Annotated in this window: 21 protein-coding genes and 1 pseudogene; 6 read left to right on the plus strand and 16 right to left on the minus strand. The window is 67.0% G+C overall.

All coding sequences use genetic code 11. The features are described 5' to 3' along the window. Positions 1–63: 63 nt before the first annotated feature. The 6 genes from M8A51_RS24620 to dctP all read right to left on the minus strand — a co-directional run bounded on the left by M8A51_RS24620 (position 64) and on the right by dctP (position 8,266). Complete coding sequence (locus tag M8A51_RS24620; RefSeq protein WP_251781272.1) at positions 64–1,647, minus strand: methyl-accepting chemotaxis protein; 1,584 nt, start codon at positions 1,645–1,647, stop codon at positions 64–66. Positions 1,648–1,714: 67 nt separating this feature from the next. Beyond that, positions 1,715–2,620, minus strand: coding sequence for a 3-hydroxyacyl-CoA dehydrogenase family protein (locus M8A51_RS24625; protein ID WP_251781273.1), 906 nt, complete (start codon positions 2,618–2,620; stop codon positions 1,715–1,717). Positions 2,621–2,664: 44 nt separating this feature from the next. Further along, the gene (locus M8A51_RS24630; RefSeq protein WP_251781274.1) at positions 2,665–3,903 is read right to left on the minus strand and encodes an ABC transporter substrate-binding protein; all 1,239 of its coding nucleotides are present in this window, start codon (positions 3,901–3,903) and stop codon (positions 2,665–2,667) included. 136 nt (positions 3,904–4,039) lie between these two features. Continuing rightward, positions 4,040–5,158, minus strand: coding sequence for a serine hydrolase domain-containing protein (locus M8A51_RS24635; RefSeq protein WP_251781275.1), 1,119 nt, complete (start codon positions 5,156–5,158; stop codon positions 4,040–4,042). A gap of 15 nt (positions 5,159–5,173) precedes the next feature. After that, positions 5,174–7,258 (minus strand): TRAP transporter large permease, encoded by a 2,085-nt coding sequence (locus M8A51_RS24640; RefSeq protein ID WP_251781276.1) that lies wholly within the window; start codon positions 7,256–7,258, stop codon positions 5,174–5,176. Positions 7,259–7,264: 6 nt separating this feature from the next. Continuing rightward, positions 7,265–8,266, minus strand: a complete 1,002-nt coding sequence (gene dctP, locus M8A51_RS24645) for a TRAP transporter substrate-binding protein DctP (protein WP_251781277.1) — start codon at positions 8,264–8,266, stop codon at positions 7,265–7,267. Between the two features lie 200 nt (positions 8,267–8,466). Here dctP and M8A51_RS24650 point away from each other — a divergent pair, with 200 nt between their 5' ends. After that, positions 8,467–9,459, plus strand: a complete 993-nt coding sequence (locus tag M8A51_RS24650) for a helix-turn-helix transcriptional regulator (RefSeq protein WP_251781278.1) — start codon at positions 8,467–8,469, stop codon at positions 9,457–9,459. A 31-nt stretch (positions 9,460–9,490) separates the two neighbouring features. On the opposite strand, the pseudogene M8A51_RS24655 reads toward M8A51_RS24650, so the two are convergent. After that, positions 9,491–9,796 (minus strand): annotated as a pseudogene (locus M8A51_RS24655) (rhodanese-like domain-containing protein); the annotation flags it as partial. A gap of 218 nt (positions 9,797–10,014) precedes the next feature. On the opposite strand from M8A51_RS24655, the gene M8A51_RS24660 reads away from it, so the two are divergent. From M8A51_RS24660 to M8A51_RS24665, 3 genes are read left to right on the plus strand one after another with little or no spacing between them, the layout of a single operon-like run. Then, positions 10,015–10,197, plus strand: a complete 183-nt coding sequence (locus M8A51_RS24660) for a hypothetical protein (RefSeq protein ID WP_251781280.1) — start codon at positions 10,015–10,017, stop codon at positions 10,195–10,197. Between the two features lies 1 nt (position 10,198). Continuing rightward, positions 10,199–10,378: a hypothetical protein gene (locus M8A51_RS26645; protein WP_368408597.1), complete on the plus strand. Its 180-nt coding sequence runs from the start codon at positions 10,199–10,201 to the stop codon at positions 10,376–10,378. A 25-nt stretch (positions 10,379–10,403) separates the two neighbouring features. Continuing rightward, on the plus strand, positions 10,404–10,826 hold the full coding sequence (locus M8A51_RS24665) for a class I SAM-dependent methyltransferase (protein WP_368408598.1): 423 nt from the start codon (positions 10,404–10,406) through the stop codon (positions 10,824–10,826). 39 nt (positions 10,827–10,865) lie between these two features. Here the strand turns inward: M8A51_RS24665 and M8A51_RS24670 are convergent, their stop codons facing one another. Genes M8A51_RS24670 through M8A51_RS24680 form a run of 3 tightly spaced genes read right to left on the minus strand, consistent with a single transcriptional unit; the run spans position 10,866 to position 12,566 of the window. Then, a complete protein-coding gene (locus tag M8A51_RS24670) occupies positions 10,866–11,390 on the minus strand; it encodes an SRPBCC family protein (protein WP_251781281.1) in 525 nt (174 codons plus the stop codon). Then, the gene (locus M8A51_RS24675; protein WP_251781282.1) at positions 11,387–11,716 is read right to left on the minus strand and encodes an ArsR/SmtB family transcription factor; all 330 of its coding nucleotides are present in this window, start codon (positions 11,714–11,716) and stop codon (positions 11,387–11,389) included. Before M8A51_RS24675 ends, M8A51_RS24670 begins: the two co-directional genes overlap by 4 nt. Before the next feature lie 31 nt (positions 11,717–11,747). Then, positions 11,748–12,566 carry a sterol desaturase family protein gene (locus tag M8A51_RS24680; protein WP_251781283.1) on the minus strand — a complete coding sequence of 273 codons (819 nt, stop codon included), beginning with the start codon at positions 12,564–12,566 and terminating at the stop codon, positions 11,748–11,750. A gap of 154 nt (positions 12,567–12,720) precedes the next feature. On the opposite strand from M8A51_RS24680, the gene M8A51_RS24685 reads away from it, so the two are divergent. After that, on the plus strand, positions 12,721–13,827 hold the full coding sequence (locus tag M8A51_RS24685) for a helix-turn-helix domain-containing protein (RefSeq protein WP_251781284.1): 1,107 nt from the start codon (positions 12,721–12,723) through the stop codon (positions 13,825–13,827). A gap of 11 nt (positions 13,828–13,838) precedes the next feature. Here M8A51_RS24685 and M8A51_RS24690 read toward each other — a convergent pair whose 3' ends face one another. The 4 genes from M8A51_RS24690 to M8A51_RS24705 all read right to left on the minus strand — a co-directional run bounded on the left by M8A51_RS24690 (position 13,839) and on the right by M8A51_RS24705 (position 16,839). Beyond that, positions 13,839–14,447 carry a hypothetical protein gene (locus M8A51_RS24690; RefSeq protein ID WP_251781285.1) on the minus strand — a complete coding sequence of 203 codons (609 nt, stop codon included), beginning with the start codon at positions 14,445–14,447 and terminating at the stop codon, positions 13,839–13,841. 86 nt (positions 14,448–14,533) lie between these two features. Further along, on the minus strand, positions 14,534–14,866 hold the full coding sequence (locus tag M8A51_RS24695) for a hypothetical protein (RefSeq protein ID WP_251781286.1): 333 nt from the start codon (positions 14,864–14,866) through the stop codon (positions 14,534–14,536). A gap of 273 nt (positions 14,867–15,139) precedes the next feature. Further along, positions 15,140–16,375: an MFS transporter gene (locus M8A51_RS24700; protein ID WP_251781287.1), complete on the minus strand. Its 1,236-nt coding sequence runs from the start codon at positions 16,373–16,375 to the stop codon at positions 15,140–15,142. A 95-nt stretch (positions 16,376–16,470) separates the two neighbouring features. After that, positions 16,471–16,839, minus strand: coding sequence for a YciI family protein (locus tag M8A51_RS24705; RefSeq protein ID WP_251781288.1), 369 nt, complete (start codon positions 16,837–16,839; stop codon positions 16,471–16,473). Between the two features lie 142 nt (positions 16,840–16,981). On the opposite strand from M8A51_RS24705, the gene M8A51_RS26345 reads away from it, so the two are divergent. Continuing rightward, positions 16,982–17,110, plus strand: coding sequence for a hypothetical protein (locus M8A51_RS26345; RefSeq protein ID WP_259372147.1), 129 nt, complete (start codon positions 16,982–16,984; stop codon positions 17,108–17,110). Positions 17,111–17,309: 199 nt separating this feature from the next. Here the strand turns inward: M8A51_RS26345 and M8A51_RS24710 are convergent, their stop codons facing one another. After that, positions 17,310–17,999, minus strand: a complete 690-nt coding sequence (locus M8A51_RS24710) for a hypothetical protein (RefSeq protein WP_251781289.1) — start codon at positions 17,997–17,999, stop codon at positions 17,310–17,312. 183 nt (positions 18,000–18,182) lie between these two features. Then, on the minus strand, positions 18,183–18,518 hold the full coding sequence (locus M8A51_RS24715) for a hypothetical protein (protein WP_251781290.1): 336 nt from the start codon (positions 18,516–18,518) through the stop codon (positions 18,183–18,185). Between the last annotated feature and the right edge of the window lie 224 nt (positions 18,519–18,742).

Genomic DNA, 18,742 nt, shown 5'->3' on the forward strand with positions numbered 1-18,742 from the left:
GACGCGCCCGGTCGTGAGGGCTCTTCGTCAGCCGTCCCGCGCTCCCGCGGCGCAGCCACTGCTTCAAGCGGCGGTCTTGTAGGCGCCGCACCCGATCAGCATGTCGTCGATCCGGGCCACGTAGGTGCGCTTGGTCTGCACCTCGTTCGTGACGGGGTGGTTCCACTTGTACTCGACCCATCCCCGCCCTTCCCGCTTGGCGAGCTGGGCCATGTCGACGAGGAACATCTTGCCGTCGACGTCCTTGCTCGCCGGGCCGCCCAGCCCGATCACGCGGGACGTCATGCCGCTGGCGAGGATGAGCGCCTTGTCGAGAGAGATCGCCATCAGGTAGAGATCGCGGTCGATGAACTGGCCACGCGAGAGCTTGTTGATCTCGGCGATCAGGGCCGCCTTGCCATGTTCGCGGCCGAATCCGACGGCGCGCTCCACCAGCGCACGGGCGTCTTCCGGGCTGCCATGCTCCTGTGCACCCAGCCGGAACACTGCCACCTCGCGCAGCAGCGAAACGGCTTGCGCGTTGATGGCTTCCACGCTGGCACGTGTCTCGTCCACCACGTCGAGATTGCGCTGCACCATCGCGTCCAGGTCGAGCACCGCCTTGTTGACGTGCTCGATCCCCTCGCTCTGCTCCTGCGTTGCGAGGCTGATGCCCGCGATGTCGCCCGCCACGGCCTCGAAGGCGCCGACGATGTCCTGCATCGAACGCCCGGCCTGCTCCACCAGCTGGTGCCCGGCCTCCACGCTGTCGACCGATTCGGAGATCAGGGCCTTGATCTCCTTGCCGGCGTCCACGCACCTCAGGGCCAGCGAGCGCACCTCGGCGGCCACCACCGCGAACCCCCGTCCGTGCTCGCCGGCACGCGCCGCTTCCACCGCGGCATTCAGCGCCAGGATGTTGGTCTGCGCGGCGATGGCGTCTATGACGCCGATGATGTCGAGCACCTTGCGGGAGCTGTCGCGTATCGCGCCCATCTTCGCCACCACGGTCTCGACCGTGGCGCCACCCTGCGTGGCCAGTGCCGAGGCTTGTCGCACCAGGGGTTCCGCCCGGCGCGCATGTTCGGCGTTGTGCTTGACCGCCGCCGTCAACTGCTCCATGGCCGCCGCCGTGCCTTGCAACGCCTCGGCCTGGGCTCTGGACTGGTTCGCCAACGCCTCGCTGTCGCGGGCAAGGTGAGAGGAGTTGGCCGCCAGCGCGGTCGCCCCCGCGCGCACGGTGCCCACCACACGGAACAGCCGCTCGCGCGTGACATCGAGCGAACGGATGAGGCCGCTGCGGCTCGTCGACACGGCGGCGTTCAATGGCGTCAGGTCTCCATCCGCCATGCGCACGGCACAGGCACCAGCGGCACGCAAGGGCTGGATCAGGCCACGGCTGACGTGCCGCCCGCACCACCAGGTGGCGGCAAGGCCAACCAGCACCGCAACAGCCGCCACCGCGCCATGGGCTCCAGCGCCCACGGCGTGCCAGGCGAGCACGATCATTGCGGCGACCTGCGCCAGCATGGCCCCCCACAGCAGCCCGGACGACCGCCTGGTCGCCTGCTGCCGCCCGTCGGCCGCGGTGCCGCCACCGCCCCGGCGAGCGGCGCCCTCCCGGCCCGGCTCCGTCGTCGTCGCCAACCTTTGAACATGTACAACCATGGCTCACACTCCATCCAACCACTCAGGGAGCGTTCCCGGCCACGCGTGTGCGGGGCAACGCGGCATCTCAACGCTGACGCAGCATGGCCAGCCGCACCTGCCGCAGCCAGACGAGCTTCTCGTCGTTCCAGGTATAGAAGCCCTCGCCACTGGCACGGCCCGTGCGGCCATGCCGCACGTGCTCGTCGAGGAGCGCCAGCACGTCCTCGCTCTTGGCGAGTTGCGGCATCAGGTGCCGGGCGATCGACAGAAAAGTGTCGAGGCCGCCCAGATCGGCCCCTTCCAGCGGGCCGAGGTGGCGATATCGGCGACCCACCGAATGCTTCATCACCTGGTCGATCGTGGCGGCGTCGGCCACCCCTTCGCGCAGCATGTGCAGCGCTTCGCGCAGAACGGCAAACTGGAAGCGGTTGCCGATGAACCCCGGCACCGCCTTGTGCAGCACCACCGGCTCGCACCCCGCCTGGGCGAGCAGCGACACCGTCGATGCCACCGCCGAAGGCCGGGTTTGCCGGCATGCCAGCACCTCGACCAGCGGAATGAGGTGCGGCGGGTTCCAGAAGTGAGCGACCAGGAAGCGCTCCGGGTGCCGCATCCCGCCCGCGAGCGAGTCGGGCGTGAAACCGCTGGTGCTGCTCGCGATCACTGCGTGGGGTGCCAGCGTGTCCTCCAACAGGGCATACAGCCGGTGCTTGACGTCCAGCACTTCCACCACCGCCTCGATCACCATCGTCGCCTGCTGCAGCCCCGTGAGCCGCGGCGTCAGCGCGATACGACCCAAGGCGACGCTTGCGGCGCCCTCGGTCATCGCCCCGCCGTCGACCAGTTCCTCGAACACCTCCGCGCAGCGGGACGCCGCCTTGTCCAGGGAGCCCGCATGGCTGTCGTACAGCGTGACGGCCAGGCCCGACGCGGCGAGCCTGGTCGCAATGCCGCACCCCATCAACCCGGCGCCTGCAACGGCAACTTCCATCTCTTTTCTCTCCATGTGACGTGTATTCATCCAGCGCTCGAGGGTCAGGAGCCGATGCTCCACGGCTGGAAGGTGACCGACATCACCTGTCCGAACGGGATCCAGCGCCGGCCGTCCCAGCGCGCCATCTGCATCTGCTCGACCGGGTAGTGGTCGTCTTTCGCCGTCGTGACCTGGATGCCGGGCGACAGCAGCGGCAGCGTGACGTCCTTCAGGTTCTCTGCCTGCCGCATCACGTTGGCGCGGCCCAGGTCGCCGCCGCACTGCCGGAGCACCTGGACCAGCAGCGCGCCGGTGTTGAAGGCCAGCGCCGGCAAGGGGTTGGTCACGTCCTCGTCGGGCAGGTACTTGTGCATGAAGGCCCGATACCGCCGCATGCCTTCGTCGTCGGCCCACCGGGCATCGCGCGGGTCCTTGGCATATGCGCCGCTGTAGAGCGTCACGCCGGGCCGGTCGAGCGCCGGCTCCATCGTCGTCGAGATGCCGGCAGCGCCGAGGGCGATGTAGATGGTGGTGCGCCAGTTCCTGGCATAGGTCTCGCTCAGCGCGTTCGCGGCGAACTTCGGGATGGCGGCCAGGACCAGCACCTCGACCCCTGCGTTGTGCATGCTGGCGATCTGCGACTCCACGTTCGAGTCCGACGGCTCGTACGACAGCACCTTCACCAGCTTGAACGCCTGCAGCTTGCCCAGCACGTCCTGTACGCCCTTCAGGTAGTCGCGCCCGAAGTCGTCGTTCTGGTACAGCACCCCGATCTTCGCGTCGAGCCGGGTCTGCAGAATGTGCTTCGTGTAGATGCGGGCCTCCTGCCTAAAGCTCGGCTGAAAGCCCATGCTCCATGGCAAGGCCTTCTGGTCGCCCCACTTGTCGGCACCGGTGCCCAGGAAGAGATGCGGCACGCCGAGCGAGTTGAGATACGCGGACTGAGCGGCATTGGTCGGCGTGCCGAAGCTGCCGAACATCAGTGCCACCTGATCTTTCTCCACCAGCTTCCTGGCCAGCTCGCCGGACTTCGACGCCGAGTACTCGTCGTCGGCCAGCACCAGCTTCAATTGCCGGCCGTTCACGCCGCCCTGGTCGTTGACCATCTTGAAGTAGGCCGCATGGGCACGGGCGAGCAGCCCGTACTGGGCTGCCGGGCCGGTCAACGCACCGGTCTGCCCGATGCGGATCTCGCGCGCACTCACGCCCGGCGCCTCGGCGGCATGGGCCAGGCCCATCCACGACGCGACGACCCCGCATGCAAGGCCGATTGCCGCCTTGCGCATCACACCCAACTGCATGTTGATCTCCTGCTACCCGTCCAACACCCTGTGCGTGCAGCGTATCGGGGCATCGGCCTTGCCGGTTGCCCCAGCGTGGGTGATCCGTTGACCGGGCGTATGCGAGCCGCCGCGATGGCGGCCCTGCGGTCACCCTTCACACCAGGTCGGCGTAGACGCAGCGTCTGCCCTCGGCGCGGTAGTGCAGGCGCTCTGCCGGCGCCTGCATCATCACGACCACCACCAGCTGGTGGCGTGGGTCGCACCAGAAGTTGGTGCCCGAGGCCCCCGGCCAGGTGAAATCGCCGACGCTGCCCGGCAAGGGGTTGCGCCCCGCCTCCAGCCTCACCGACAGCCCCAGGCCGAAACCCTGCCCCATGGCAGGCGTCGGCGCGACGGCGCCCAATGCATCGGCATAGCTGCCGAACGCGACGCCCGGCGGAAGCTGCTGCGTCTTCATCGCGCGCACCGTGGCCGCGTCGAGCAGGCGCACGCCTTCGAGTTCGCCGTCGTTGAGCAGCATCTGCGCAAAGCGGTGGTAGTCCGGTGCGGTGGACCACAGCCCGCCTCCGCCCGACAGCCATCGCCCGCCACCCGCTGGCGGCGCCATCGCGAACGCCTCGTGTGCGAACGGGCGCGCGACCCTGCCGAGATGCTTCTGCTCGACCCGGAAACCGGTGCTCGTCATCTGCAGCGGCTCGAAAATCCACGACGCGAGCAGCTCGTCGAGCGGCTCGCCAGAGCAGACTTCGACGATGGCCCCCAGCACGTCCGTCGACATGCCGTACTCGAACACGGTACCCGGTGGGTGCAACAACGGCAGCCGCGCGAGCTTGCCGAGCATGTCGGCATTCGTCTGTGCGAAGTCGTAGACCTGCTCAGCCTGATAGGCGAGGTGCAAGGCCGACACCGCGGACCAACCATAGGTAAACCCTGCGGTATGGCGCATCAGGTCGAGCACCGTCGCCTCGCGGCCTCCTGCGAACGCGGCCATCCTCCCGAGCTGCGGCAAATAGGCCGAGACGGGATCGGACAGGCGCAGCTGCCGGCGTTCGACCAGCATCAACGCTGCCACGGTCGTGACCGGTTTGGTCATCGACGCGATCCAGAAGATCGCGTCGTCAGTCATCGGGCGCGACCGGTCGCCGTCCAGCCAGCCGCAGCTGTCGACCCGTGCGACCGTCCCGCCCATGGCGATCAGTGAGACGGCCCCCGGGATGCGACCCCGTGCTGCATCCTCGCGGAGCGTGTCCGCGAGCTTGTTGAATGTGATCATGGCCGGGTTCCCGTTTCATGCCGAGGACATGACACCGGGCAACCAGGTCACGACCGCAGGAAACCAGTAGAAGACGGCCACGGCGAACAGCATGACGAGTACGAAAGGAGCCGCACCGATCGAGATGTCCTTCAAGCGCGCCCGGCCCTCGGCCACACCTTCGAGCACGAACAAAATCATGCCGACCGGTGCGGTGATCAGCCCCAGTTCGACCAGGAGGACCAGCACGATGCCGAACCACAGCGGATCCCACCCGACGGCGTGCACCAGCGGCATCATCACGGGCAGCGTCATCAGCACCATCGAGATCGGCTCGATGAACATGCCGAGCACCAGATAGGCCAGCACGATGCACACCAGCAGCACGCCGGACGACAGCTGCAACCCCTTGATGTAGTCGACCAGCTGCGCGGGCATGCTCAGGTAGTCCATCACGTAGCTCATCTGCGAGGCGCCCACCGCGATCAACAGCAGGAAGCTCGTGACGAGCGCCGTTTCCTCCAGCGCCTCGACCAGCATGCGCCGCCCGAGCTTGCCGCGCAGCGCGCAAAGCACCAGCGCCGCCACCGCACCGACCGCACCGGCCTCGGTGGGCGTGGCGATGCCCAGGTACAGCGTGCCCAGCACCGCCGCCATCAGCAGCAGGAACGGCACCACACCTCGCAGGCTGCGCCACTTCTCCGTCAGCGTGTACGAACGTGCCGCCGGCGCGTCCTGGGGCCGCAGGACGATCCACGCGCAGACGACAACGGCGAACAGTGCCATCAGCAGCAGGCCCGGCAGCACACCGGCCATGAAGAGGTTGGTGACCGGCACGCCCGCCAGCGAGCCGTAGACGATCATCGCGATGCTGGGGGGGATCATGATGCCCAGCGTGCCACCGGCCGCCAGCACGCCGTAGGCGAGCCGGTTGTCATAGCCCTGGTCCACCATCTCGGGCCCGGCCACCCGTCCCAGTGTGGCGGCGGTTGCGAGGCTGGACCCCGAGACCGCGGCAAAAACGCCGGCCGCCCCGATGGAGGCGAAGGCGAAGGCCCCTCGCACCCTGCCGAAGAGGGCCCGCATGGCGCCGAACATTTCGCCCGAGGCGTCGCTCTTGACGAGCAACGCGCCCATCAGCACGAACATCGGGATCGCCGACAGCTCGAAGGTGTGGACCGCCGACCACGAGCGTTCGGCCAGGACGCGCAGCGAGGGCGACGGCATCCAGAACAGGATGCCCAGCACGCCGAGCAGGCTGAGCACGAAGGCAACGCGCACCCCGGCGAACAGCAGATAGAGCATCGTGCCCACCAGCACTGCAGCCTGCCACCCGAGAGGGGCCTGCGCGCTCAGGTAGTAACCCCCCACCGGCAGCGCAGCGAAGGCCAGCAGGCGGGCCGTGTCTGCCAGCCCGCACCAGGCAGCACTCGCGACACACAGGGCGGCCACTGCAAGCCACACGCCCTGATGAGCCGACAACCCGCCGGGCAGCGTGCCGAAGCTGTGGGCGAACAGCGCTGCCGTGCACAGCGCGATCGCGGCCCCACCTGCCCAACGGCGCGCCGGCGCCGTCGTGCCCGCGAGGCGGCAGGCTTCGAGGGCGAGCGCCAGCAACAGCGTGAAGTAGCCGACGGCCACCGCACTCTGCGGCACCCACATGGGCGTGGCCAGCAAGCCGAAGTCGCGTGTGCCGGCGAGGTATTCGCCATGAACGAACTCGGCGGCTTTCCACGCGATGAGAACGACGGCAAGCAGTGCGAGCCAGGCGCCGGCCAGCTCAGCCCTGCGCCGCCGGTCGGCCGGCAGGTGGTCGAGCCACAGCGTGACGCGGATGTGGCTGTCCCTCGAGACTGCGAACGCAGCCCCGACGAACGTGATTGCGACAACGAAGTACGTGGAGTATTCGGTCACCCACACGGTCGGGCTGTTGAACAGATACCGCGCAAAAACCTCGTGGTTGATGCTGAAGAGCAAGGCGGCGACCAAGGCCACGGCCACGCCGCGCGACCCGTTGTACACGGCACCTGCGAGCCAGGCCTGCACCTGGCCGGCGCGGTTGCCTTGCAGCGCAGATCGTGAGCGCTCGCCCGCCGACGGGGAGGGAAGACTGCCTTCCATGGCGGCTTACCTTGCGACGACGTCGCGGGCGACCTTTTCCCACCTCTTCGCGTCGACGCCACGCGCGTCCGCCTGCTTGTACCAGGCCTCGAACACCGGCGTCATGTACTTCGGGTCATGCACCTTCTTCGATTCGGCTTCGCTGACCACGTGGTACTTCACGCCCTTGGCCTGCCACTGCGACGGCAGCGCCGCGACCTTCGCCTGCCAGTCCTTTTTCATCTCGGCTTCCATCTTGCCCAGCTCGGCCTCGATGGATTGCTGCAGGTCTTTCGGCAGCTGCGCCCAGGCCTCCTGGTTCACCAGCACGTTCCAGGGCACCACCGAGCCGAGCTTCCACACCGAAGCGTGCTTGACCGCCGTGTAGAAACCCGCGCCGTAGGCCCAGCACGCGTCCGTCAGCACGGCGTCGATCACGCCGCGCTGCAGGGCCGGCAGCACCTCGCCCGCAGCGAGAGAGGTCGGCTTGGCACCGAGCACGTTGGCGAGCACCGCCGTGCCCGCGTTGTTGACCCGCAGGCGCAGGCCCTTCCAGTCTTCGGCGGTCACGACCGGCTTGTTGGAGAACATCGTCTGAGGGCAGAACGCGGCGCTCATCAGCTCTTTGGCCTTGTAGTCGCGCGCGTACATCTCGCGCAGCGCCCGGCCGTAGGGCGAGTCGAGCAGGCGGTCGAGGTCTTCATGGCTTTCCGAGATGCCCGGCAGCGCGCCCAAGGTGAACAAGGGCTGCGAAGCGGTGTAGTACCCGCTCAGCGGCATCGTCATCTGCACGTCGCCGTCGCGCACGGCCTCCAGCAGCCGATTGCCGGGCACCAGCGAGCCGTTGGCCGTCACCTCCACCCGGCCGTTCGTGGCCTTGCGTATGCGTTCCGGCAAGACCTGGGCGGCGTCGTAGTAGGTGGTGCCCGTCACGGGCAGATAGGACATCGTCCACTTGTACTCGGGGGCAGCGGCTGCGGCAGTGGCGGCCAGGCCGAGCGCGGCAAACAGCCATCGGTTCAGGGGCATTTCGTCTCCAGTCTCAGCAGTTGTTCCCCGAATCCCGGGGTTGTGAGCACATGCTATGCCGGCTCTCGGTGGACGCGTTGCCTCAGCGGCGGCCCTGCATTGACCCAGCGTCTCGTGACCGTTGCAACGCGCGGCGCGGCAGCGCCGCGGGTTCTCACCTAGGCAGGAGCCGGCGGCGCAGCACGAAAATTCGCCCGACCATGAAGACAGTTGAAGTCGATACTGGCTTGGTTCCTGCAAAGCAGCGGGCGGACGCGTGGCGCGAGTCCCTGCTCGAAACCTTCGGCCCCATCCACGTGGAGTCGCTCGACGACGAAACGCTGTCCGGCCAGCTGCGCTCGGTGTCCAGAGGGTGTTTCACCTTCAACGGGATGCGCTATCGCGGCATGAGCCTGTGGCGCAGCCCGGTCGACGTGGCCCAGCTCGACCAGGAGCACTTCACGCTCACGCTGCCGAGTTCCCGCCTGCACGTCGTGCAGCACGGCCAGGAGCGTGTGCTGGAACCAGGCCAGATCTACCTCTTCAACCATGCGGTGACCTACCGCACCCGCCCTCAGACCGAGTACCGCACCGACAGCATTGCGTTCCCCGGCCGCCTGCTGCAGCAGCGCATGGGCAGCATCGAGCCGTTCTACGATCTGGGCGCAGGCAGCGGCAACCCCACCCGCACCGAGTTGATCCGCACGTTCGCGTCTCACCTGTCCGCGGGTGTCACCACCTGGACCGAACACGAGTACGAAACGCTGGTGGGGCAGTTCATCGACATGCTCGCGCTTTTTGCCGGCGGGGCTACCGCAGCCGCTGCGTCGGCAGCCACCTCGACGCGCACCGGGCACCGCGAGCGGGCGCTCAAGTACATCCGTGCGCATGCCACCGACTCGGCCCTGTGCCCCCGGCGCGTGGCCGAAGCCTGTGGCATATCGCTCAGCTACCTGCACGAGGTGTTCCGCGCGGCGGGCGTGCCGGTCGAGGAAAAGATCTTCGAGGAACGTCTCGAGACCGCGCGCCGGATGCTGATCGATCCGAAAACCCGGGGCGATTCGATACAGAGCATCTGCTATGACGCAGGCTTCAACGACCCCGCGCACTTCAGCCGCAAGTTCAAGCAGCGCTTCGGCATGACGCCCGGCGACATGCGCCGTGCGGCGCTGCGGCTGGCCGCGCCCTGGAGAACGGATGAGGCGGCCCGGTAGCCGCGATGCAGGCAGCAGCCTCGACCCTGACTTAACTCTCGACGGCGAAGCCGGCAGCTTTCCATTCAGGAAAGCCGTCCTCGAGGCGCCGGACCTTGAAGCCTTTTTTGCGCAGCGCAGCCACAGCCTCGAAGGACATCACGCAGTAAGGTCCCCGGCAGTAGGCAACGATTTCGTGCGCCTTGGACAGCTCGGCCAGGTGCCTCGTCAACCGATCCAGTGGGATGTTCAATGTGCCAGGAAGGTGCCCGAGCTGGTATTCGTCCTCGGGGCGCACATCCAGCAGCGTGACCAGTCCATCGTGCAGGTTGGCCTTCAGCTCGTCTCGTGACACGGGCGCCTTCTTCACCGGTTCGCTCATTGCACGATGGGGGACGCTGCACGCCATGTTCACCGGCATCGTGCTGTTGGCAGGGCACGTGTCGATGACATGGACCGGGACGGGCTTCAGTTCGTTCGCAAGTGCCCTGGTGTTGCTCGGGGTCGGCTGGAACTTCCTCTACATCGGCGGCACGACCTTGCTCATCACCACCTACTCGGCCGCAGAGAAGAGCCGTGCTCAAGCGACCAGACATGATCATCTTCGTGGTCGGTCTGGCCTCTTCCTTCGGTGCCGGCGGGCTGCTGCAGGATCTGGGCTGGCAGTGGATGAACGCGCTGCTGCTGCCGTGGCTCGGGTGTGCGGCGGCCCTGCTCGTCTGGTTCGGTGTCTCGGCGCAGCGGGCCGAGGCGCGATGACGTGATCGGGGCACCCAGGACCAAGGAACACTGGGAGAACGTCTACACGACCAAGGCACCCGATGCCGTCAGTTGGTATGCACCGCACCTCAGCATGTCATTCCAGTACATCGGCCGAACGGGCGCTTCTGAAAACGCGGCCATCATCGACATCGGGGGCGGCGAAGCCACGCTGGTATGACTTGCTGGGCGCCGGGTATCGCCGGGTGTCGGTGCTCGACATCTCCGAGAAGGCGCTCGCGGTTAGCAAGCAACGCCTGGCCAGGCGCGCCGATGAAGTGACCTGGGTCGCCGCCAATGTGCTGGAACATTCCTTCCAGCCCCAGTCCATCGACGTGTGGCATGACAGAGCGGTCTTCCACTTCCTGACCGATGCGCGGCACCGACAGTTGTATGTCGCTCAGCTGCTGCGCGCGCTTCGACCGGGGGGACATGCCGTCGTGGCCACCTTCGGGCCGCAAGGTCCCACGCAGTGCAGTGGATTGCCGGTGGCTCGGTACTCGTCCGATGAACTCCACCGCGAGTTCGGCACGCCGTTCCGCCTGCTCGATCACGGCACGGCCCCGCATACGACGCCCTGGGGGTCCACCCAGCAATTCGTCTACTGCTACTGCCGCCTCGAACACTGAGGCGCGCGCACTGCGTTCGGCCCTGCTTCCAGCAGGTTCTCACGACTTGGCCTGCGGGCCGCCCCGAGCACCCGTCGCCGCGCAGTCCTGTTGCGCCAGTGCTTCCGCACGCAGCGCGCGCAGCGTCCCATGCCATCCTTGTTCGGAGTCGAAAATTCCGCGCATCGTTTCGGCGCTCTCGGCGTAACGCTCGAGCTTGCGGTGTTCCAGTTCGACGCGCGTGAACTCCGGGGTTTGCTCCACGAAGCGCACCTCGACCTCGGTGACGAAGGAGGGGTTGTACTGCCACTGCGCATCGATGTTCCAGCTCAGCAAGAGCCGGTGCGGTGGTTCCCACGCAAGCACCACGCCCCAATCGCATTCGCTGCCATCGTCACCCCGCTCGTACCAGCGCCCGCCGACGCGGGGCTCGATCGTCGCGACAAACGACTCGGTGCGGCCGATGCGGTTCTTGCGCGGCCACCAGGCGTCGATGCGTTCGACGAAGACCGAGAACACGTGCGCGGCGGGCGCCTCGATGGTCACGGTCTTGCGGACCAGGATGTTCTGCACGGCAACATTCATGTTCTGCTCCTATCGGGCCTGGGTTTGTGGGTGGATTCGGCCAGGGCCTTGAGATCGCCCAGCGCCTCGGTCCACAACGCGTCGAGGTAGGCGCGCATGGCGCGCAGTCCATCGGGATCGACTCCGTAGATGTTTCTCGTGCCGGCGCGGTCGAAGCGCACGAGCCCGGCGTCTTGTAGCACTTTCAGGTGCTGCGACACCGCAGGCCGCGACACGGGCAATTGGGCGGCCAGCTCGGTCACCGCGCGTGGTTGCCGCGCCAGCATCTCGAAGATGCGGCGGCGGGTAGGGTCGCCCAGAGCATGGAAGTGACGGGAAGCATCCATTGCCACATGGTAGACACACACTTACCGTAAGTCAATTCTTACCTAACGCGGTTTCTTTTGGTGCCAGCCTGCCTGCCCGGTCGACGAGCTCCGCCAGCCGCCGCTGGTAGTCCGGGTGTTCCGTTCCGCAGCAGCGGTCCCACCAGGTGAAGTAGAGCCCGTAGTTGTGATGCCCGCCGGCATGGTGCATGTCATGGTGCAACGCGGTCGTGAGCCAGCGCCCCCACCACCCGGCAAGCCAGCCCCCCGGAATCAACTCCACGCCGGCGTGGCCCAGCACATTGCGAACGATCATGTGGGTCAGGAACACGACAATGACCAGCGGGTGCAACGGCAGGGCCAGCAGCGCCAGGTCCAGAAACACGGCTTGCACGACGGCCTCTCCGGCCGAAAAGCTGTAAGCGGCCCACGGCGTCGGTGCAACCGAACGGTGGTGGGTGAGGTGCAGCCAGCGAAAAAGGCCGGGACGGTGCAGAAGCCGATGCGTCCAGTAGAACCAGGTGTCGTGCAACACCGTCAGCAGCACGAGGCTGGCCACCGCATAGAAGGCACTGCGCTCGTTCCAGTCGGTGTACACGGTCAACAGGCCCGCCTGGGCACCTGCCGCGATGAACGCTCCGTTGGCTGAGAACACGAGCACGGTCACCAGCGAATGCAGCAACTCGCGGCGCCGCTGCCCGGCCGCAGGTTGCCGGGCGCGCACCGAGCGTCGCGTGATCCAGGCCGCCGGCAGCAGCGCCAGGATCAGGGTCACCAGCCCGGCCGGGACCAGGTAGCGCAGCAGGTCGCCCGCCCAGATGGCGGGCCAGACTTGAAGCGCAAACGCGAAGGGGCAAACAGGAGCGGGCATGGTTCGGTTCTCGGTGGGTGGCGATGACCGACCCTAGGCGCATGCCTGCGCAGCGTCTTGCCGTTGGGTGGCAACACATCGCCGTTTCCTCGAACCGGCGGCGTTTTGCAGAATCCGGCAAGACAACGCACACAGGATCCGGGATCGTCACCCCATGCTCGAGCCATACACCTTTGCGTTGCGCGGCCTGGCGCTCGGTTTTGTCATCGCCTTGGCGCTGGGCCTGCGGGGCCTGGCCAGCCGGGCAAGGCTTGCCTTCTGTGCCTTCCTGGCCTGCGTCGCGGGCTACCTGATCCGGGCGGCGCCAGAAGCGGCGGGCTGGTCCTGGCCGGTGCTCGTGCCGCTTTCGATCGCGGCGGTGCTGTTCCCCGCCGCGCTGTGGTGGCTTGTGCACACCGCTTTCGATGATCGCGCCGACGTGCCTCATGCGGTGTGGGCGGCGGTGCTGTGCCTGCTGGCGGCGGCTGTTACGCCGCGCACGGCCCCCGCCTGGGCGTCGCTCGGCGTGGAACTCACCCAAAAGCTCGCCGGGCTTGCCCTGGCCGGCGCAGCGCTGTGGCGCCTGTGGCGCGGCCGCGCGGACGACCTGGTGCCCGGCCGCCGTGCCCTGCGTGGAGGCCTGCTGGGCTACGCCGGCGCCCATGGCGTGGGCGTGCTGGCGGTGGAGCTGTGGATGGGCGGCCGCCGGCCGCCCCCGTGGCTGGACCTGGCCAATGTCTCGCTGATGGCGCTGGTCCTGGCCGTGTCACTGGCCTTGATGCTGCGCATGCGGCAGCAGGCCGTCGATGCCTTGTTCGGCGCGCCTGCCGCGCGCGTGGAAGATGCACCGGCCCAGCTCGATGCACCGGACTCGACCGATGCTGCCGAAGAGGCTGCGCTCGAACGGCTGGGCCAACGAATGCGGGTCGAGCGAGCCTACCGGTCCCCGGAACTCAGCGTGGCCGAGCTTGCGCGGCAGTGCGGCCTGCCGGAATACCGTCTTCGGGACCTGATACACCGACGACTGGGGTATCGAAACTTCCCGGCCTTCGTCAACGAGCACCGTGTTCGCGAGGTGGAAGGCCGCCTCTGCGATCCGTCCGAAGACCGGTTGCCGATCTTGACGATCGCCATGGACGCAGGCTTCGGGTCGGTCGGGCCCTTCAATCGCCTGTTCCGGGAAAGGCATGGCGTGACGCCTAGCGTCTACCGGCAGCGGCGCGGTTCAGTTGCATGCGTGAGCGCCAGCGGCCGATTGGACCGGCACGCGCCACCCGGCTGAACGAACTGCCGCTACGCCCCGGACATTTGGCTCTGCTTGAGCAATGCCAGCAGCGCCGCCAGTTCTTCGCGCGTCAGCGAGTTCATGCCAGGCAGGTCGCCTTCCTTCGTTCGCTTCAAGCGCTCAAGGAAGGCCTTGATGTTCGGGTTCGCTTCGGGATCGAGGAAGCCGATGCTGAGCACGGACAGCGCATCGACGGAATCATGCAAACCTATCGGTCGTGCCTTGGTTTGCGAGTAGATCGATTTCCCGAAGATCGACACCTCAGCCGTGAAGCTGCCGTTAAAGACGATTTGATTATTGAAGCTGATGGGCCGCAGACTGGTTTTCAACGTTACGCCGACTTTCAAGCCTGCCAACTGTCTGATGCCGTTCAGCGTCGCTGATACCTCGATGACCGCGCCCGTTCTCGACGAATAGTGGATCGAAGCGGCGACGACGCCCCCAAAGTGGCTGATGCTGCTGAGCCCGGTGCCGACGCTGGAGACGGAGTACGAACCGATACCAGGAACGGTGATCGTTTGCGTGACGTCTCGCCCGTCAAACACGACGTGCTTGTCGGCCGATGGAAACCCGCTTTGCCAACGGGTGGATGGCGAGCACGCGAACACCGTCGACATAGACGGCAAGAGCGTCGTGCTCGACTTTCAGCTGCGGTATGGACATCTTTTCCTCCCGAATGATTCTTGAGGTCTACCGTCCGACGCTAGTCGGGCATCGACAGTGACACCATGTACAGCCCCATCGCGATCACGCAAGCGATGTATCCGACGATGGACGCGATCACCGCCGGTGCCGTCTTCCATTCCATCATCCGCTTGCGCGGGTTCACTGCCAGATATCCGACAACCAGTACATAGGGCACCATGACAGCCAGCGCCAAAGTCCGCCCGCCGAGGGACAACGATGTGTTGAAAGCAAGAATGGCTTCAGGCACAGCCTCGAAGGCGAGGTGCCATGCCAGAAACGAAACCAGAAGCACGTTGGCCGCCAAAGCGCCATAGTTGGGTTGACGGGGCGCGGGAGACTTCTCTTGCATGGCAGGACAGGAACAGTGAATGAAGCGGAGACCGAGGCCGCGGAGCGTGCACTGTCGCGGTACTCGCCAATGATGACCCCCGATCAACGGCAGAACTGCAAGGGGTCGGCGACTGAAGGCGGAGCCTAGCACCGGTCGAACAGAAGTCACCCCCCTCATGTGAGGTGCTCTCTCATTCAACCGAAGCCACGCAGCAGCCAACGCGACGCGTCGCAAGAGCTGACGATGCACCCGCCGCTCGACCGAGAACACGACCCGGCGAGCCGGCAGCGCCTATGCCACCGCAGCCGCCATCTTGCGCCCCGGCAGCCGGGTGAACGCCAGCGCCGCCAGGAAGGCGCCGATGCCCAGCGCGAAAGCACCGATGAAGAGCCACGCGTAGCTGGAGAACGAGTCGTAGATCATGCCGCCCAGCACGGGGCCCAGCGCCATGCCCAAGCTGCTGGCCATGGTGGTGCCGCCGATCACGGTGCCCATCATGCGCAGCGGAAAATGCTCGCGCGCGATCACGGCAAACAGCGGCATCACGCCCGCATAGGTGAAGCCGAACAGCGCGGCAACGGTGTAGAAGCTGCCCAGCTGGCGCGCGTACACGTAGCCCAGCACCACGACGGCCTGGGCCAACAGCGCCAGCACCAGGACGCGCGCGGCCCCGAAACGGTCGCCCAGCAACCCGAACACCAGCCGGCCACCCATGCCCGTCAGGCCTTCCAGGCTGTAGATCGACACGGCGGCCATCAGCGGGATGCCGCAGGTCACGGCGTAGCTCACCGTGTGAAAGATCGGCCCCGAGTGCGTGGCGCAGCTCAGAAAACTCGTGAGCACCAGGATCAGGAACGGCGCCGAACGCAGGGCTTGCCCCACGGACAGGGCCGGCTCCTGCGTGGCGGCGCCCGAGGGAGCGTCGGCCGGGGGGGTCGTCAGCGCGGGCGGGCGACGCACCAGCAGGGCCACGGGCACCATGACGACCGCCACCAGGGCCGCGATGCGTTGCAGCGACGTGCGCCAGTCGTGCGTCTGCACCAGCCATGCGGCCAGCGGCGACATGGTCATCGGCGCCATGCCCATGCCGGCCGACACCAGCGACACCGCCAGGCTGCGGCGCGTGTCGAACCACCCGGTGACGCAGGCCATCATCGGCGCAAAGATCGCCGCCGCGCTGAGGCCGACCACCGCGCCGAACAACAGCTGGAACGCCAGCAGCGACGTCGCCAGGCTGGCCAGCGCCAGGCCGGCGGTGAGGATCAGCGAACCGGCCAGTACCACGTTGCGCGGTCCCACCCGGTCGGAGAGGGAGCCCCAGGCGATGCTGCCGAGCGCAAGTGCCACGAAGGCGAAGGTCATGGCGGTGGAGATCCCGGTGGTGGACCACCCCGTGTCCTGGGCGATCGGCCGCAGAAACACCGGCAGCGAAAACAGCCCGCCGATCGCCACGCAGCCGAGCACGCCGCCCGCCGCAACAATGACCCAACGGTAGTGCTCGCGCAGAGCGTTCGTCCAAGTAGGCATGGCTGTTCCTTTGCTGATCCGGTGTGATTTCCGGGGCAGGTTATGGCGGCCGGCCCCGCGGGCGTGAGTAACAAGCGTGGCGGGATTGGCTGTGCCTACGGCCTGCCGCCGAACTCCGGCCCGTCGAGTTGGCGCACTTCGCACTCGACGTCCCAATCGGTGCCGTGCACCTTGAGAAACCGCCGCGTCAGCTCGACCGCTTCGGCCTTGGACGGCGCCTCGAGGATGGCGTAGCCGCCGACCACCTCTTTGGTTTCGGTGAACGGGCCATCGGTCACCGACAGCTTGCCCCCGCGGTGCAGCCGCACCCGCACGCCTTCGGCGGTGGGCCGCAGCCCGGCGGTGCTGACCAGCTGCCCGGTGGCGGTGAGCTCCTCGATCAGCTGGCCCATGTCGGCCATCAGTTGTTCGCTGGGCTCTTGGCCGGTGGTTTCGTCGATGCGGATCATCGAAAGGAATCGCATGGTCGGGTCTCCTGGGTCGTGCCGGCGGAACCGTTCCGCCGCCTCATTGCCATGACGAACGAAGACCGGCCGAATCGACAACCGGGAGTCACGAGGATGCATTTGGACTGAAATCGGTTTGAAAACGGGCTCGGATTCCGGCGTGCCCCCTGCCACCCGCGGCGGCGTGATGCGCGTCTTCGGGCTGTGCCTGGCCCCGTTCGCGGTGCTGTGCGAGCACACCCGCACCTCCCTCGACGTGGACAGGCCCGCGTCAGCAGGAGCGGACTGAAAGCGCCTTCCGCGATGACCACTTTCGCTGCGGACGGGTCCTTTGCGAGGCGAGGCTGCCGCCCGGCAACCAGAGACAGGTTGGCCCCGTGGCGAACCGGAGCTCCCGACCCCAAGCAGCCGTCGCGCAGGGGACAGAGCAGACGCTGCGCAAGTGACTAGGGCCTGTCAACACGACGCTGAGGCCTCTTCCAGCTGATTCACAGCCCACTTCGCGCGTTGTGAATGCCTTTGTAGCGGATGGCATCGCCGGCCTCGGCAGGAAAGTCGATGACGAGCGCGTCCGAGTGCTCGTTCGATCGCCTAGGGTGGTAGGAGACAAGGGTCGGAGTGATCCCCGGCAGCTTGCCGTCGAGCATACGCACCAGCTCCGTAAGTTCCGCGGTCACGGCCGGCTGCAACTCCCTGGGGCCCCTGCTCTCCTTGTAGCCGCCAGGTGCGAGGATGAGGATTTCGCACCGCATGCGGGGACCACAGAGCGGGTGGTGCCCGAGCTCATGCTGGATCTCCCTGAGCTGATCGTCCAGCTCTTCCGGTGGACGGTGCGACAGCGTTGCGCTGATCGTGCCGTCCTGCTTCTTAGAAAGTATGGAGACGGCGATGCAGCCGCCCAACCCGAAAGTGAAGAGAGTTTTGGGCTCCCCAGGGGAGACGTCGATGGTCTTGATTTCGTGCACCATCACCTTCGTGACCTGCGGGTCCTGCAACCGCTGCAGCAAGCCGATTTCCAGCGATGAATTGGCGGGGCTGGTTTCCGTCAGTTGGACGACGTCGCCCGGCCGGAGCGCGTTTTGATCGTCCGCCCGCGGTTCGAACATGAGGGAGCGGATGCTCTCGAAGTCATTGAAGCCTTCCGCCCGGCTGTGTGCCGCGGAAGGCGTGTTCACCATGAGCGGCGAGCCCTGATGGAGTGGCAGCTGCGCGGTGCGTCGTGGCGAGTCCGTTCCGCCACCGGTGGGGCGCGGCGGGGGCCGGCCGAACAAGTGGACCTCCGTTTCACGGCTCCGGCCAGAGGCCGCTGTTCGACGAACCGGTGAGCGATGTTCGGAGCGCCCGTCACGCAGCGCGCTGGCTCAGGCCTGCCACACGCCGTAGCCCGCCTCGCGCAAGCCGATCGCGAGCTCCACTTCCATCTCGCGCGCGGCCTCGTAGGGCATCGGGTTGTACACCTCGTACAGGTGCGGCAGCAGGCGCAGGCCGTACTTGCGGACGAAGCGATTGGCCTGGATGCCGGCCTTGTGCCTGTCGAAGCGCAGGTCGGGGTCGAGCCCGGTCATGCCGACGTAGACGAAAGGCTTGCCCAGCCGGTAATCCGGGTTCGCCTTGCGGAAGCTCGGCTCGTTCCACACGCGGTCGGACAGCTCGACGACGTACACGTGGTGATGGTGGCGGGCTTCGCGGCGTGGCATCGGCCCGAGTCTAGCGACCACTCGATGGGTGGACGCGCCGCATCGCATCGCAGGTGAACGTGACTGGCGCCGTCGAGGCCGGTTTGGAAAGCCATAACGGCCATTTGCAGACGCTAGCGCGAGATCGAGCCGGCGGGGTGCTCTGCTCCGCTCATGTCCCCCGCGACGGGCTACGCCCGCCGCTCCTCCTTTACTTCGCTGCGCAGAACACCCCGCCGGCCCGA

This window comes from Caldimonas mangrovi, assembly GCF_023721835.1.
GTDB classification, from domain to species: Bacteria; Pseudomonadota; Gammaproteobacteria; order Burkholderiales; family Burkholderiaceae_C; genus Caldimonas; species Caldimonas mangrovi.